Consider the following 17,374-nt stretch of genomic DNA (forward strand, 5'->3'; position numbering starts at 1 on the left):
TTGTATTTTTTGCAAATAGGCTTTTTTTTAGCTCGTTTAAATTATATATTTGAAATCTTTTAAAAAATTTAGTTATGAAAAAGTCAATATTGTTTCTTTCACTGCTTTTTATAGGAGTTTCGTGTGAATCAGATGATAATAGTAAACCAGATCCAGGCGATCCGTTGTTTGAATCTGAATACACTCCATTGAAAAGCTTAAATGAATTGAATTCTACATATGTATATTATGGAGCTAAGATTGGAAGTAGACCTTTTGGAGCTATAGCTAGTTCGAATTGTTTATCTAAAAACACATTTTCAACTTTTATAAGCGGATCAAACGATTTCTTTTCTAAGGATTCTATTGTTTTTCAAAGCTATTTGCAAGATAAAGTAAAAGGGGAATGTGCAGTAGATTTTATTCGTACTTTAAGAAAAGTAAAGTTAGTAGAAGAAGGAAAGATGTATGCCGATATTCACGATTTTTCTTACGAGGAAGTAAAAGTTAATTATCAGGACAAGATTACTGGTGAATTTTTAGATTCAATTAGGATTGATACTATTAAAAATGTCTATTTTGAAGGAAATATTGATATTGGTGTTCAAGGTGGTTATTTGAGAGTAGAAGATAAATTTTCTCGCTATAACGGTAAAGATAAAGTGTATCAATATTTTAAAAAGAGGTAATGTTATTTAAAAGGAATTTGATTTACGTCAAAAGGACTTATTCGATTTTAATGTTGTTGTTTGTATTAGTATCATGTAATTCAGATGACGGGAAGGATGTAGAAAAAGATCCTGTTTATGATTCAGAATACACTCCTTTGAAAAGTTTAAACGAATTAAGTGGAGTATATTTTTATGAAGGAGCTAAGATAGGTGATCGTCGTTTCGGAGCTATTTCAAGTTCAAATTGTCTATCTGGAAACTTAATGATTTTTGGGAGTAATAATGAACCGGATAGCGAACGTAATTTTGTTTTTAAAAGCCATAAGCAAGATAAATATGTAGATAATTTATGTACTGATGATTTCACACGTATCATTTTTAACATGGAGATGTCTTCTGAAGAAAAATTACTTGTAAAAATATCTGGTCCACGATATGGAGAAGATGGCTCTATATCTTCTATGAAAAAATTAGATGACGATAGAGAAGAATTAGAAATAGGATTTCAGGCCGGATATCTTAGGATTGAAGATAAATTGTCTTTAAACGATAATAAGAGTAAAACATATCTATATTTTAAAAAAATGTAGTACTGTTGAAAAGTATTAGAAAAAGGGAGCCTATTTTAGGTGTCCCTTTTTTTGTGATTATTGTTTTTGAATCACTAAAGATTGATTTAATGGTTGTTTTAAATAAACTAAAATAGTACTATATTCGTTTTATGGTAACAGGTTTTAAGAATGAGCAATGTGAATTAACGTCATTGCCTAAACATGAAGAGGTTGTCTTGCAACCGCTTCATGAAGATTATAAGAAAGTGGTGTTGATTGAATCTATTTTAATTGGTTTGGTTTGTGTTGTTTTTGGGTTTATTCCCTTATTTGCTAATCTACTAGTGGAAGAGGATTTTCATCTCAGCACTTATATGTTAGTCTCTATAGGTGTTGGTGTCGTGATTGCCATCTTGCAAGCTGTTATTAGAATATTAGGTGTCGACAAGAAGGGATATGCGCTTCGAGACCACGATTTGATTTATAAAACGGGATTGATCAACATCAAAACTACGGTGGTTCCTTTTAATAGGATTCAGCATGTGAAAGTATTCGAAGGTGTACTTTTAAGAAGCTTTGGTCTTTCTAAACTTATCTTCTATACAGCTGGTGGAAATTTTGGAGATTTGATTATTCCTGGTGTTTCTAAAGATAATGCGGATTCTATTCGCGCTTTTGTCATGCAAAACATAGAAAAGCAATCTGAATTAGTAGAATCAACTCAGAATGATGAAGATGAGGAATAATTCTTTTAAGACCCCTACACGTCAATCTAAAATTGGGATAGTCGCTAATTTTCTGTTCTTTATGCAGAAGTTCGTAAGGGCTTTTATACCTGTCATTATATTATTTATTGTTAAGGACTCTTCGCGTATTCCTCTTCCATGGGTTGTTATAGGATCTGGTATTTTGTTCTTACTGGTAGCAATTTGGTCTTATTTAGCTTATAGAAATTTTTTCTTCTACATCGATGAAAAAACTGATTCTTTTATAATTATGAAAGGGGTACTAGCAAAGTCTAAAACGATTGTACCTTTAGAGAATATTCAGCAAGTTACGCTTAATCAAAAGTTTATACACAAATTAGTGCAGGTTTATGCTGTTGAAATTGATTCAGCGGGGAGTACCGAGAAAGAGGTTGAAATTCCTTCTGTTTCTCATGATATTGCTTTGGAACTAAAGAGCTTACTGTTGTCATACAATAAGACTGAAGTCAATAATCATATTCTTATTGATGCTAATACTACGGAACAAAATGATTTGGTTCAAAAACTAAGTATTTGGACTCTTATTAAGCTTGGATTAACTACTAGTTATTTGCAAACACTTGGTTTGATCTTGGCGTTCTTTATAACTTTTTTTGAACAGTATTCTAATATTTTTCTCAAAGATTATTCGGATGAAGAGGTGTTTGATATGTATAGAACGTCGGATGTTGAGTCTTTGGTAATATTATACGTTTTAGTAGTGTTGATTTCATTGGTTCTGATGGTTAACGTGGTTAGGGTTATCATGAAATTCTTCAATTATAGTATATCTGTTCAGAACAACACTTTTTTAGTTAACTATGGTTTGTTGTCTACCCATAATGTTATACTACGACCAAGGAGGATTCAATTATTAAAAGTTACTCAGAACTTTTTTCAAGCTAAGATGGACTTGTTTCACTTGAAGATAAATCAAGTTATCAGTGGTGAATCTAAAGGAAAGAATGTTGGTTTAGAGATACCGGGATATTCAAAGGCTGAAAAGAATGCGTTTTTTAATTTAGTTTTTGAACATGAAACAGAAAAGTCTCTTTTTGAATTGGCTCCTAATTATCGTTTTTGGGCTTTTCGATTCTTTATTTTCGCAATCATACCCGCAACAGTTGGTGTGTTGATTTATATGAATCATTATGATTGGAAGATTGTTTCTGCGTTCTGTATGGCCTATATATTATTGATGGGACTGATACAGTATCGCATTTTTAAAGTTCGTAAGTTGATAGTTTATAAGGATTTGATTTGCTTGCGTAGCGGTTTTTGGGATGTTACAGAAACTTGGTTAGAACCCAATAAGATACAGAAGCTTTCTGTTTCTCAATTATTTTGGCAAAAGAAATATGACATCGGGACTTTAACTCTGCATACTGCTGGAGGGAATGTGAGCTTTCAAACAACATCTTACTCAGAACTAACTCAATTATCTGATCTGTGGTTATATGAGATTGAGAGCGCTAACAAAGGTTGGATGTAAGTGTTTTTCATCTGTTTTGGTTCTCTTAATGTATGTTTTATAACTTAGAATAAATTCAAATATGTAACTTAGTTATAAATTGTAATTATGGAAATAAGTCATATAAGTAAAAAAGATATTGCGGATGGGGAGGCTATTCGCGGTCTAGATATTAGAGCAGGCATATTTAGTTTGTTGCAAGCTGATTTTCCTGGATTTACTGAGGATGATTTCATTTCTATCGACGAACTGAATCTCTATAGAAGGCTTTATCTCGCTTCTCTAGTGTCATTAGAGAAAGGAGAACTGGCTGTTATTGATCAGGATGTGATGGAAGCGATTAAGAACAACTCTATTCTTTCTGAAAACATACAGGATGAGATTGAGGCTGAGCTTACTTTTGCACAAAAGATTGCTGACAAAGTAGCTGCGTTCGGAGGTAGTTGGACATTTATAATTTCTTTCTTTACCTTTATTTTAATATGGATGCTTATTAATATTTGGTTTCTTTCTACCAAGCCATTCGATCCATATCCTTTCATCTTACTAAATCTTATTCTTTCGTGTTTGGCGGCTATTCAGGCTCCTATTATTATGATGAGTCAGAATAGACAAGAGCAAAAAGACCGACAAAGAGGGGAGCATGACTATAAAATAAACCTGAAGGCTGAGTTGGAGATTAAACTATTGAGTGAGAAGATAGATCATTTGCTAGTTCATCAAAACAAAAAGCTTTTGGAGATTCAAGAGGTTCAAATAGATTATTTAGAAGATTTGATGAAGGAAATCAAGAAAGGGAATGCTTAATCAAATTGTTTTAAAGGCTTTAGGTATTGCAATTGATACTGACAGAACACGTTTTTATTATTAATTTCTTTACTTAAATAATCGATTCTAGATTATACCGACTTTGTGGGGTTTAGGTTCAATTAAATAAAATTCGGAAGCTCGTATTTTCTCAGTATTTTTGGCAAAATAAACACCATATTGATATTTTAAAGGTTCGTATGACTTCGTAAGAGGGATAGTTTTATGCTAAATGCTAGAAGTTATTTCTCTTTGTAATTGTCTGATATACTTCTTTAAGAGCGTTCAGTAGAGAGGAAATATTTTAAATGTATTATGAATAAATTTAAAGCTTGGGTGGATGCAGCCCGATTGAGAACCTTGCCGCTTTCTGTTTCTGGAATAATCGTTGGTAGTGCATGTGCATATGAGTCTTTTGAGGGGAAAACTTCCTTCTTAGGTATTTTCAGCTTAGCAATCTTAACTACTTTGTTGTTGCAGATTTTATCCAATTTCGCAAATGATTATGGAGATGGGGTTAAGGGAACGGATAATGATACGCGAGTAGGGCCAAAGCGAGCTGTTCAAAGTGGAGTAATCACTGCGAAAGAAATGAAAAATGGGGTTATTGTTACGTCTTTGTTGTCGTTGATTTCTGCTATTTTATTGATTTACATCTCTTTTGGTAAAGATGATTTTGGTACTTCTCTATTCTTTTTTGTATTAGGTATAAGCTGTGTAGGTGCTGCTATTAAATATACAGTTGGTAAATCTGCTTATGGCTATAGAGGGTTAGGAGATTTATTTGTCTTTATTTTCTTTGGCTTGGTGAGTGTTTTAGGGTCTTATTATCTCTATAATCAAAGTTTAAATGCTTGGCTGTTACTACCAGCAATTGCTGTTGGCAATTTGAGCATAGCGGTTTTGAACCTAAACAATATGCGTGACTTAATAAGTGATAAAGCGTCAGGTAAAAACACTTTGGCTGTGAAGTTAGGTGCTGTTCGCGCAAAGTATTATCACTATTTTATTATTCTTTTCGCTTTAGTGGCTATTCTTATTTATGCTATTCAAAGGGATATTCCATGGCAAGGTTATTTCTTTGTTGTAGCTTTTATTCCTTTCATCAAACATATTGTTGTTGTATATAACAATAAAATCCCAAGAGAGCTTGATTCTGAAATGAAGAAGGTTGCATTGGGTACATTTTTCTTATCACTATTATTTTCTATAGCTTTATTACTTAAAAATTTTATATTATGATTATTACATATTACGGACACGCTTGTGTGGGGATTGAAGTAGAGGATGTGAAAATCATTGTAGATCCTTTTATTTCTGGAAATCCATTGGTTAAGGATCTTGATGTAAATGCACTTGAAGTTGATTATATCTTGATTACACATGCACACGGTGACCATATTTTAGATGTGGAAACTATTGCAACCAACAATCCAGAAGCAATTATTGTTTCTAACGCTGAGATAGCGGGATATTATGAAAATAAAGGATTTATCGCTCATCCTATGAATCACGGTGGGAGCTGGCAGTTTGAATTTGGAGTATTGAAGTATACAACGGCTATTCACTCTAGTTCTTTTCCTGACGGTACATATGGTGGACAACCAGGAGGTTTTGTGATTGAGAGTGAACGTAAGAACATCTATATCGCTGGAGATACTGCATTGACAATGGATATGAAGTTAATCCCTATGCGAACCAAACTAGATCTTGCTATTCTTCCTATCGGAAGCAACTTTACAATGGATGTAGAAGATGCTGTAATAGCTGCTGATTTCATACAGTGTGATAAGGTAATGGGGTATCATTATGATACTTTTGGTTATATAGAAATAGATCATGAAGAGGCAAAGAAGAAGTTTTTCGAAGGAGGAAAGGACTTGATGCTTTTGAGTATTGGTGAATCAATTGAGTTGTAATATGAAAGCTAGTTACGCTAAATATGAATTAAATTTTAAACGCCCATCTGGTACTTCCAGGGGCGTTTTACATATAAAAGAAACTTGGTTTTTAAAGATAGAGAATGAGGATAAAGTTGGGGTAGGAGAGTGCGCTATTTTTAGAGGATTAGGGTTTGATGACCGACCAGATTATGAAGAAAAGTTGCAATGGGTTGTTGACAATATCTTTTTAGGTAAGGATAAATTGTGGGACGAATTGCGAGATTTTCCTTCTATTCAATTTGGTGTTGAACAGGCGTTTTTGTCTTTGGAAAGCAGTAATCCATTTATTCTTTTTCCATCTCTATTTACAGAAGGGAGAGCGTCAATTCCTATCAATGGATTGGTTTGGATGGGTGATGAGAATTTCATGAAATCTCAAATAGACGAGAAGATAAAAGAAGGGTTTTCGTGTGTGAAGCTTAAAATTGGTGCTATTGATTTCGATCGTGAAATAGGGCTTTTGAGTTATATTCGCGAGCAGTTTTCTCCTCAAAAAATGGAATTAAGGGTAGATGCTAACGGTGGATTTAGTAGTAGTGAAGCTTCAGATAAGTTGTTTATTTTATCTGAATTTCAAATACATAGCATCGAACAACCTATTAAACAAGGCCAGCATGACAGCATGGCAGGGTTATGTAAGATTACTCCATTGCCTATTGCCTTAGATGAAGAGCTAATTGGAGTTGTAAATTACAGCGATAAAGAAAATCTATTGAAGAAAATCAAGCCACAATGCATCATTTTGAAGCCTAGTTTGGTCGGTGGTTTTAAAGGAAGTATGGAATGGATTGAAATAGCTAATAGGTTGGGAATAGGATGGTGGATTACCTCAGCATTGGAAAGTAATATCGGTTTAAATGCAATTGCCCAATGGACATTTACATTACAATCTGCGATGTTGCAAGGTCTGGGTACTGGTGGTCTTTATACCAATAATTTCGATTCGCCATTGGAAGTTCGTCAAGGTGCTTTGTGGTATAATTCAACTTTAGATTGGGATTTCAATTTGAATAAATTGGCTTTTTAAAACAAGAATAAAAGGTCTTGTTTTTCGTTTTATATAGGCATAAAAAAACCGCTCTCTCCAAATCGGATTTAGCGGTTTTAGTATTTAACCAAACCAAATTACTGCTGTTTTAAAAACAGTATTCGTTCTTGTCAATTAATTTGCTAGCGATAATTTCTCTAAGCGCATTGATATTTGGAAGATTGGTGTATTTCGTAAATCTTCTTAATCCCATCAACATCATTCTTTGTTCGTCTCCTTCTGCTAGAGCCGCAATTCCTTCTTTTGCTCTTAATGAGATTATATCCACAGCGTGGTATAAGTATAATTGAGCCATTGCTATTTCTTCCTTCACAGCTTCTTCACCTTTCGCTTTAGCAATTTTTTCTGTTCTTAACAAAGCGCTTTCCGCCATGTATATTTCAATAAGCATGTCTGATGCAGCTAATAAAAGTGCTTGATGTTTCTCTAAGTCTGGTCCGTATTTTTGCACGGCACTTCCTGCAACCATTAAGAATGCTTTTTTCAGCTTGCTTATAATCTCTTTTTCTTCGGAGAACAATTCTGAGTAATCAGGTACATCAAAATCAGGAATAGATAGAAGCTCATCAGCAACTTTCATAGCAGGGCCGATTAGGTCTACATGTCCTTTCATCGCTTTCTTGATTAACATTCCCACTGCTAGCATGCGGTTTATTTCATTGGTACCTTCATAAATTCTTGTAATACGAGCATCTCTCCAAGCACTTTCCATTGGAGTGTCTTCTGAGAAGCCCATTCCTCCAAATATTTGAATTCCTTCATCTGCACAATTTTGCATGTCTTCAGAAACCGCTACTTTTAAAATAGAACATTCGATTGCAAATTCTTCTACTCCTTTTAATTCTGCTTCTTGATGCGAATTGCCTTCTTCTATGCGTTGATTAATTCGATCCTCAATAGCAGCTGCTGCTCTATAAGAAGCACTTTCTCCAACATAGGCATTGGTTGCCATTTCTGCCAATTTTGTGCGTATCGCTCCAAACGAAGAAATGGGTGTGTTGAATTGAATGCGCTCATTGGCGTATTGTACTGATTTGGACACGATTCTTCGCTGTGAGTCTAAACAGGCAGCAGCGAGCTTAATACGACCCACATTAAGGGCGTTCATTGCTATTTTAAAACCATTGCCTCTCTCAGATAGCATATTCTCAACTGGTACTTTTGTTTCATTGAAAAATACTTGTCGAGTAGAGGAGGCTCTAATCCCTAGCTTATGCTCTTCTTCTCCAAGTGTAATTCCATTTGACGGATCGTTTTCAACAATAAATCCAGTAATGTTTTTATCATCTTCAATTCTCGCGAAAACAATGAACAGGTTACAGAATCCCGCATTTGAAATCCACATCTTTTGTCCGGTGATAGCATAATACTTACCATCAGCAGAGAGAACTGCTTTTGTCTTACCAGAGTTGGCATCAGAACCTGCATCTGGTTCTGTTAAACAATAGGCTCCAAACCATTCTCCTGTTGCTAATTTGGGTACGTATTTTTGTTTTTGTGCTTCATTTCCGTACAATGTAATTGGCATAGTTCCAATTCCTGTATGTGCTCCAAAGGCTGTTGAAAAAGATCCTGTTGCACCGGATATGTAATCACACACCAACATCGTTGAGACAAATCCCATTCCTAACCCTCCATATGCTTCTGGTACTGCTACTCCTAAAAGACCTAATTCACCTGCTTTTTGCATACTTGATTTTGTGAAACCATAGTCTTTGCTCTCAAAGCGGTGTTTGTTTGGCCATAATTCTTTATCAACAAATTCCTTAACGGACTCACGCATCATGCGTTGTTCTTCGTTAAAATCTTCTGGTGTGAAAACGTTTTCACATTTTGTTTCCTTTACGATGAATTGTCCTCCTCGTGTTATATCTTTTGTCATAATAGTTTTTTTTGTTGGTTTAATACTGCTTATAATAATTCATAAATACCTGCTGCTCCTTGACCTGTTCCTACACACATGGTTACCATTCCATATTTGTTTCCTCTGCGCTTCATTTCATCAAAGAGTTGTACTGATAATTTTGCTCCTGTACAGCCCAAAGGATGTCCTAGAGCAATGGCACCTCCGTTTACATTTACAATCTCGGGATTGATATCCAATTCTCTCATTACTGCTAAGGACTGTGAAGCAAAGGCTTCATTTAGTTCTATTAGCTCTATGTCTTTTAACTGCATACCCGCTTGTTTCAATACTTTTGGTATGGCCTTTACTGGTCCCATTCCCATAATTCTTGGTTCAACTCCGGCTGCTGCAAAGTTTACCAATCGCGCAATGGGTTCTAGGTTCAATTCTTTTACCATTTCTTCTGACATGATGAGTACAAATGCTGCTCCATCACTCATTTGAGATGAGTTTCCTGCTGTTACTGATCCGTTAGCAGCAAATACTGGTCTCAGTTTATTTAGCGCTTCTATTGAAGTCCCTGCTCTTGGTCCTTCATCTTTGGTTACTGTATAGCTTTTACTGTCTTTTTTACCTTTTTCATTTACGAATATTTCTTCGATCGAAATAGGGACGATTTGTTTGTCAAATTTGCCTTCTGCTTGTGCTTTTAAGGCTTTCATATGTGAATGGTATGCAAACTCATCTTGATCGGCTCTTGATACATTAAATTGATTTGCTACGGCTTCTGCTGTTAATCCCATTCCCCAATAATAATCTTCATGTCCTTGTTTGGCCAATCCGTAATCGGGAGTGGGTTTATAACCTCCCATTGGTATAAAACTCATGCTTTCTGCCCCACCAGCAATGATGCATTGTGCCATTCCCGATTGTATTTTAGCGGTTGCCATTCCTATGGTTTCTAATCCAGAGGCACAATATCTATTTACTGTTACTCCTGGTACGTCTTCAACTTTTAATCCCATTAATGAAATTAGGCGTGCCATATTCAATCCTTGTTCTGCTTCTGGCATTGCATTTCCAACCATTACATCGTCAATTCTTGTCTTGTCGAAATCTGGAAGTTCATTCATGATATGTTGAATGATTTCTGCGGCTAACTCATCTGGTCTTTTGAATCGAAAAACACCACGAGGCGCTTTTCCAACAGCTGTTCTATATCCTTTTACTATATATGCGGTTTTCATCTTTTACTTTTTTAGGGTTTTGGTATCGTCTAGTTTCTCAAAGGTTTTCCTTTGGTTAGCATATATTGAATGCGTTCCAACGTTTTGCGTTCTCCACATAATGATAAGAATGCTTCTCGCTCTAAATCCAACAAATATTGCTCTGTTACTAAAGTTGCCTCTGACAAATCTCCTCCAGCCATTACGTAAGCTAACTTGTTAGCGATTTTCTTATCGTGTTCTGAAATGTAATTGCCGGCTTCCATACTATCTGTCCCCACTAAAAACATTCCCAATGCTTGACGTCCTAATACTTTTATATCTTTCCTTTTAACAGGTTGTGTATATCCAGCATCTGCCATTAGTAGAGCCCATTTTTTTGCTTCTGCTATTTGACGGTCTTTGTTGATGACTACAACATCTTTACCTTTCTGAAGTATGTTTAAATCATAGGCTTCATAAGCAGAGGTAGATACTTTTGCCATTGCTATGGTTAAAAAATGCTCTTGTAAAATATTTAGCTCCACATCGTTTTTCTGATATAGATCAGAAGCTCTTATTGCCATTTCTTTTGAACCACCACCACCTGGCAATAGTCCAACACCAAATTCTACGAGTCCTATATAAGTTTCTGCCGCTGCAACGACTCTATCTGCGTGTAAGCTAATTTCGCAACCACCTCCTAAAGTCATGCCATGGGGTGCCGAAATCACTGGAATGGCTGAGTAACGCATTCGCATGGTCGTGTCTTGAAACATTTTGATTGCCATATTTAGCTCTTCATAGTCTTGTTCTATAGCCATCATGAAAATCATTCCGAGATTTGCTCCCACCGAGAAGTTGGTTCCTTCGTTTCCTATTACTAGCCCTTTAAAGTCTTTTTCTGCTATTTCAATTGCTTTGTTTAATCCTGCTAAAACACCTCCACCAATAGTGTTCATTTTAGAATGGAATTCTAGATTCACAATTCCATCTCCTAAATCTATTAAGCTTGATTCTGAGTTACCCCATACTTTATTGGTAGATCGTATATTATTAAGTATAATTAAACTTTCTTGACCTGGTATGTTTTCGTATTTCTTGCTGTTTTGATTGTAGAACAGTTTTCTTCCGTTTTCTAGTTTATAAAAGCCTTTGGCTCCACTAGCTTGTAGTTCTTTAACCCATTCAGCTACATGATAACCTTCTGACTCAACTAGTTCAATTCCCTTTTCTAATCCTATTAAATCCCAAGTCTCAAAAGGACCGTATTTCCAAGCATAACCCGTTCTCATCGCATCATCAATAGGGTAGAAGGTATCTGTTATCTCTGGTACTCGTTGAGATACATAAGCAAAAAGTGAAGCAAAGTGTTTGCGTATTAAGGTTCCTTCTTTTCCTTTGTCTGCTAGTAAAACGCCAAGCTTTTTAGATGTTCCTCCTGCTTGTTTTGCTAATTCTACTACGGTTATGTTATTTCGTTCTAATGGACGATATTCTAATGTGTTTAAATCTAAAGCAAATCTATTGGTGTTGCCTTCTTTGTCTGTTTCTTTATAATAGAATCCTTTATTGGTTTTGTCTCCCAAGAACTTATTCTCAATTAGAAAGTTTAAGACTTTTGAATCTTTGATTTCTTGAATCATAGAATCTTTGGGACAGTTTTCTTTAAGTCCTTTGGTTACATTAAAAGCAGTGTCTAATCCTACTAAGTCTCCTAACTTGAAAGTTCCCGTTTTTGGTCTACTTAAAATTGAACCTGTTAATGTATCTGCTTCTTCAATTGATAACCCAATTTCTTGTGTGAGCTGCATAATCATAGCCATGGAATACACTCCTATACGATTACCTATAAATCCGGGTGTGTCTTTACAAAGTACTGGAGTTTTACCTAGGAATTTACTTGCATAGTTTTGAAAGAAAGATAACACCTCAGGATCTGTTTTAGGTCCGGGTATGATTTCAAATAGTTGGAGATAACGAGGTGGATTAAAGAAATGGGTTCCGCAAAAGTGTTTTTGAAAATCTTCTGAACGACCTTCTGTCATCATATGCATCGGAATTCCAGATGTGTTTGATGTAATTAGCGTTCCTGGTTTTCTGTATTTTTCTATTTGTTCAAAAACAGATTTCTTTATATCTAAGCGTTCAATGACTACTTCTAGTACCCAATCACAATCTTTTATTTTTTCTAAATCATCTTCCGTATTTCCAATAGTGATTCGCGATGCAAATGCTTGACTGTATATAGGGGAAGGTTTTGATTTTAGTGCATTGGTAAGATGCATTTGAGCTATTTTGTTTCGAACAACTTTACTTTCTAGTGTTAGTCCTTTCTTTTCTTCATCTGCAGTTAATTCTTTTGGAACTATATCTAAAAGCAGTACTTCTAATCCAATATTAGCAAGATGGCAAGCAATTCCAGATCCCATTACACCGGAACCTATAACTGCTGCTTTTTTAATTATTCTTTTCATATTATTAGTTTATATTGGTTTCTTCTTTTGACTTCAATGTACGAATTCTTGGTCTATTTTGAAGTTAACTTATCTTTAAATTGTTTAATCAGAGACTTATACGTCTTCTTCAAATATTTGTCTTTCAGCTATCAAGCTATTTATAGTCTCTGTAACTTCTAGAAAGTGTTTTATTTTTTCTTCAGATACGTGTTGTTTGATAACATCGTTAAATTGAAGAACACCTGCTTTAGATAACTCTCTTTTTTTTATACCCAAAGGGGTTAACTTTATAATGACACCTCGACCATCCTTTGGATTCTTCTTCTTTTTAATCAATCCCTTTTCTTCCATGTTCTTTAGTGTCCTGGTTAGGCTTGTGGCTTCCATTCCCATTTTTGGACCAAGTGAAGTGGAAGGGGTTCCTTCTTTGTCTATGCTTAATAAAGCAAAAGCAATAGCCATAGTAGCATCATATTTAGCTGCTTCTTCATTGTACATACGTGCAACGGCTTGCCAAGTTGCTCGAAGTGCGTAATCTATTGTCTTTGTATTCATATTGTTGGTGTTACAATCAAATATAAAAAAAAATAGTATGCGTGCATACTATTTTTAGAATTATTTATTTTAAGATTGCTTTTCAGCTTGTTTGATTAATTTGTTCGATAGATCTTATCATACAAATCTTTGTATTTTGCCAAAATGATTTTCCTTCTTAGTTTTAAGGTAGGAGTAAGGTGTTCGCTTTCGGTTGTCCATACATCAGGTGTTAATTCAAACCTCTTTATTTGTTCCCACTTACCAAACTTTTTATTTATTTCTTCTATTTCCTCTTGAATGCGTTCAATAACTTTAGGGTTTGCAGCTATTTCTTGATTTGTATTTCCAATATTATAGTTTTTTAATGATGCCCATTTCTTTACGAATTCAAAATTTGGCTGAATGAATGCTGCTGGCATTTTCTCTCCTTCTCCAATTACCATAATTTGCTCTATAAATCTAGAGTGTTTCATAGTGTTTTCTATTACTTGTGGAGCTACGTATTTTCCTCCAGAAGTTTTAAACATTTCTTTCTTACGGTCTGTTATTTTTAAAAAGCCCTCTGAATCTATTTCTCCGATATCTCCAGTGTGGAAATACCCGTCTTTGATCTCTTCTTTTGTGCGTTCTTCGTCTTTATAATATCCTAACATGATGTTGGGTCCTTTACAAAGTATTTCTCCGTCTTCAGCTATTTTTACTTCTACATTGCTTAAAGGTTTTCCAACAGTTCCAATTTTAAAGCTGAAGTTCCTCATATCATTTACTGATATTACAGGTGAAGTTTCTGTAAGTCCGTATCCTTCCATAACCGGTAGATCTGCAGCTGTGAATACTCTGGTTAATCGACTTTGCAATGGTGCACTTCCCGAAACTAATAATTTTAGATTTCCTCCTAATGCCTCTTGCCATTTTGTGAAAACTAATTTTCGTGCAATCTTTAGTTTAAATTCATACCAACCACCATTTCTTTGATATGGTTCATATTGAAAACCTACTTCCATTGCCCAGAAGAAAATTCTCTTTTTTAGTCCTGTTAATTGAGAACCCGTAGTGTATATTTTATCGTATACTTTTTCAAGTAGTCTTGGAACGACAGTCATCACATTCGGAGATACTTCTTTTAGATTTTCACTCATCTTCTCAATGGATTCTGCATAATATACAGAAACACTATAATATTGATATAGATAAACAATCATTCTTTCAAAAACGTGGCATATTGGTAGGAAACTCAATGCTTTATAATTGTCTTTGGACGTGAAAGGTACTCGTTCTGAACTTCCTATTACGTTAGACAAAATATTGTCATGACTTAACATGACTCCTTTGGGTCTTCCTGTTGTACCAGAGGTATAAATTAATGTTGCTAATTGATCTTTGTGAACTGCGTTTTTGCGACTTTCAACTTCTTGTTGATTATCATTGTTTTTTCCTAATTGAACTAGTTCATCCCAATGCTTACATCCATTGATAGGCGTGAAAGAATAGACTTCTTTTAGCAATGGAAGGTCTCCTTTTACTGCTATTAATTTATCATATACTTCTTGGTCAGAAACGAAACAATATGTTGCTTCTGAGTGAGACAGTATAAATTGATACTCTTCGGGAGAGATAGTGGGATATATGGGGACGTTAATTGCACCTACTTGTAATATTCCAATATCTAAAATATTCCATTTGGTCTGATTGTTCGTTGATATTACAGCAATCTTTTCTCCTTCAATTATTCCTAATCTTAGAAGTGCTCTTGAAATCTCATTGGCTTGATTTATATACTGCTGAGTAGATGTTTTAACCCAATTTCCATTTTCTTTTGTAACAAATGCATCTTCTATTGGATGTACTTGTTGCTGAAAATAAGGAATATCAAAAAGTCTTGTAGGTTGCACCATGTTTTAGAATGTTTATAACTGCAAAATAGTGAAATAAATTCTATTCTGCTAAAATTTTTAGAAAAATCATAATACAAAAGTTTTCTGTAAATTTGCATCTTTATCAAAACCAACTACACTTATATGTCATCCAATATTTTTAGAATTAAAGAGGTTTTTGTTCTTTTTTACAGAATGTTTTTAGCCTTCTTCTTTTACTTTGTTGCAAGGGTCTTTTTTTACTTTTATAATTTCGATTTATTGAACGTTAGTTCAGTTGGAGAGTTTTTCAGTATCGCTTATCACGGTATTGCCTTTGACAGAATGGCACTGTTTTATGTGAACATTCTGTTTGTTCTACTTTCTATTTTACCTTTAGTTGTCAATACTAAAAAAGGGTATCAACGAATGTTATTCTATGTCTATTTTATTTTCAATTTAATTGCATATGCTACGAATTTTATTGACTTAATATATTATCGATTTATATATTCTAGAACAACAATTGCAGTGATGGACAGTTTGGAGCATGAGTCGAACAAATTGACCTTGTTCTCAAAGTTTTTAATTAATTACTGGCATGTTTTTGCTCTGTTTGTATTTACATCTGCATTGTGGGTTTATTTATACAAGAAAGTTGGTTTTAAAGAGCAAATAGTTATAGAGAATAAGAAGCAATATTTCATTAGTTCAGCAGTATTGTTTATTGTTGTTGGTGTTGGATTTTTGGCTGGTATTAGAGGGGATTTAAAGAAGAGTACGCGTCCGTTGAATTTAATTGATGCGAATCGTTATGTCTCTAAACCTGAGCATGCTGACTTGGTGTTAAACACTCCATTTGCAATAATTAGAACTTTTGGTAAGACAAGTTTTAGCAAAGTGGACTTTATGACTGAGGAAGAGAAGAATAAGTATGTAAGTTCGGAAAAAATGTATTCCAACAATCCTGCTACTACGCCTAATATTGTTTTATTTATTACGGAGAGTTTTTCTAAGGAATATATCGGTGCTTTTAATGAGGATGAAAACATACCAAATTACGTGAGTTATACACCATTTATAGATTCATTGTCAAAGCAGAGTTTAATATTTACAAATGCCTTTGCAAACGGTAGTAAATCTATTCATGGAATGTCTTCCGTTATTGCCGGAATACCTTCATTTAAAGATGCTTTTACATCTTCACCTTATCCGAAACAAGAGATTGAATCATTGGTTTCTACTTTGAAAAGCAAAGGATATGATACTTCATTTTTCCACGGTGCACCTAATGGTTCTATGGGATTCTTAGGGTTTGGAAACATATTGGGTTATGACCATTATTATGGGAAAACAGAATTTAATAATGATGATGAGTTTGATGGTGTTTGGGGTATTTGGGATGAACCTTTCTTTCAATACATGAGAGAAGTATTAAACACAAAGAAGCAACCCTTTTTTAGTACATTATTTACGGTTTCATCGCATGAACCTTTTAATATACCTGCAAAGTATGAAGGGAAATTCCCTGTAGGAAATAAGCAAATTCACAAAACCATTGGGTATACTGATTATGCATTTAAACGCTTTTTTGAAGAAGCAAGTAAAGAACCATGGTTTGAAAACACAATTTTTATTATTACGGCCGATCATACTAATCAAGTGGATTATGATGAGTATTTAAAGGTTGTTAATAGAGCGGCTGTTCCTATATTGTTTTATACACCAAACGGAACTTTGCACGGAAAAAACATTGATTTAGCACAACAAATTGACATTTTTCCAACTGTTTTGGATTTGATTGGGTATGACAAACCATTTAGAAGCTGGGGAAGAAGTTTGGTAGGGGATAAAGAGGTGACTCCATTTGTGATTAACTATGGAGCTAATCAATATACTTTTCAAAGAGGAAATTATATCTGTCGTTTTGACGGCAAGAAAGTAACAGGCTTTTTCGACATCAAGGACAAGGCATTGGAGAACAACTTGATCAATTCTAAGAACAAGGAGATGGAAGAGCTTGAAATGGCTTGTAAAGCGTTTTTACAGGATTATTTTGAGCGTATTGTAGACAGAAAGCTTAATTAGATTTTAAACCTAGGTTTAATCGAGAATATAATAAAACCCAACTATTTAGAAATAATTAGTTGGGTTTTTGTTTGGTATATATATACAATGTTTCATATTAATTTTACTGAAAAGCAATTAAATTAATTTAAGAAATTAACCAGACTGGATCTTGGTTCATCTATACTAAA

The 17,374-nt window shown here is 34.4% G+C and carries 14 protein-coding genes; 9 read left to right on the forward strand and 5 right to left on the reverse strand.

Annotated elements, in window-relative coordinates:
* Positions 1-74: 74 nt before the first annotated feature.
* The 8 genes from BM024_RS07310 to BM024_RS07345 all read left to right on the forward strand — a co-directional run bounded on the left by BM024_RS07310 (position 75) and on the right by BM024_RS07345 (position 7,195).
* Complete coding sequence (locus BM024_RS07310) at positions 75-668, forward strand: hypothetical protein (protein WP_090678813.1); 594 nt, start codon at positions 75-77, stop codon at positions 666-668.
* Positions 668-1,240, forward strand: coding sequence for a hypothetical protein (locus BM024_RS07315; RefSeq protein ID WP_143077738.1), 573 nt, complete (start codon positions 668-670; stop codon positions 1,238-1,240). Before BM024_RS07310 ends, BM024_RS07315 begins: the two co-directional genes overlap by 1 nt.
* A gap of 131 nt (positions 1,241-1,371) precedes the next feature.
* Positions 1,372-1,947 (forward strand): PH domain-containing protein, encoded by a 576-nt coding sequence (locus tag BM024_RS07320; protein ID WP_090678815.1) that lies wholly within the window; start codon positions 1,372-1,374, stop codon positions 1,945-1,947.
* A gap of 61 nt (positions 1,948-2,008) precedes the next feature.
* The gene (locus BM024_RS07325) at positions 2,009-3,439 is read left to right on the forward strand and encodes a PH domain-containing protein (protein WP_218148708.1); all 1,431 of its coding nucleotides are present in this window, start codon (positions 2,009-2,011) and stop codon (positions 3,437-3,439) included.
* Between the two features lie 87 nt (positions 3,440-3,526).
* A complete protein-coding gene (locus tag BM024_RS07330) occupies positions 3,527-4,225 on the forward strand; it encodes a DUF1003 domain-containing protein (protein WP_090678817.1) in 699 nt (232 codons plus the stop codon).
* A gap of 315 nt (positions 4,226-4,540) precedes the next feature.
* A complete protein-coding gene (locus tag BM024_RS07335) occupies positions 4,541-5,467 on the forward strand; it encodes a 1,4-dihydroxy-2-naphthoate polyprenyltransferase (protein WP_090678818.1) in 927 nt (308 codons plus the stop codon).
* Entirely contained in the window at positions 5,464-6,144 is a 681-nt protein-coding gene (locus BM024_RS07340) for a metal-dependent hydrolase (RefSeq protein ID WP_090678819.1), read from the forward strand. Before BM024_RS07335 ends, BM024_RS07340 begins: the two co-directional genes overlap by 4 nt.
* 1 nt (position 6,145) lies before the next feature.
* Entirely contained in the window at positions 6,146-7,195 is a 1,050-nt protein-coding gene (locus tag BM024_RS07345; RefSeq protein ID WP_090678820.1) for an o-succinylbenzoate synthase, read from the forward strand.
* 109 nt (positions 7,196-7,304) lie between these two features.
* Here the strand turns inward: BM024_RS07345 and BM024_RS07350 are convergent, their stop codons facing one another.
* The 5 genes from BM024_RS07350 to BM024_RS07370 form a co-directional block, all read right to left on the reverse strand.
* The gene (locus BM024_RS07350) at positions 7,305-9,098 is read right to left on the reverse strand and encodes an acyl-CoA dehydrogenase family protein (protein ID WP_090678821.1); all 1,794 of its coding nucleotides are present in this window, start codon (positions 9,096-9,098) and stop codon (positions 7,305-7,307) included.
* Positions 9,099-9,127: 29 nt separating this feature from the next.
* Complete coding sequence (locus BM024_RS07355) at positions 9,128-10,309, reverse strand: acetyl-CoA C-acyltransferase (RefSeq protein WP_090678822.1); 1,182 nt, start codon at positions 10,307-10,309, stop codon at positions 9,128-9,130.
* A 29-nt stretch (positions 10,310-10,338) separates the two neighbouring features.
* Complete coding sequence (locus BM024_RS07360) at positions 10,339-12,744, reverse strand: 3-hydroxyacyl-CoA dehydrogenase/enoyl-CoA hydratase family protein (protein ID WP_090678823.1); 2,406 nt, start codon at positions 12,742-12,744, stop codon at positions 10,339-10,341.
* A gap of 96 nt (positions 12,745-12,840) precedes the next feature.
* A complete protein-coding gene (locus BM024_RS07365; protein WP_090678824.1) occupies positions 12,841-13,281 on the reverse strand; it encodes a MarR family winged helix-turn-helix transcriptional regulator in 441 nt (146 codons plus the stop codon).
* A 95-nt stretch (positions 13,282-13,376) separates the two neighbouring features.
* Complete coding sequence (locus BM024_RS07370) at positions 13,377-15,158, reverse strand: AMP-dependent synthetase/ligase (protein ID WP_090678825.1); 1,782 nt, start codon at positions 15,156-15,158, stop codon at positions 13,377-13,379.
* 123 nt (positions 15,159-15,281) lie between these two features.
* Between BM024_RS07370 and BM024_RS07375 the strand changes: the two genes are divergently transcribed.
* Positions 15,282-17,204 (forward strand): LTA synthase family protein, encoded by a 1,923-nt coding sequence (locus BM024_RS07375; protein ID WP_090678826.1) that lies wholly within the window; start codon positions 15,282-15,284, stop codon positions 17,202-17,204.
* The last annotated feature ends 170 nt before the right edge of the window (positions 17,205-17,374 follow it).

It is taken from the genome of Myroides guanonis (assembly GCF_900114085.1).
GTDB classification, from domain to species: Bacteria; Bacteroidota; Bacteroidia; order Flavobacteriales; family Flavobacteriaceae; genus Flavobacterium; species Flavobacterium guanonis.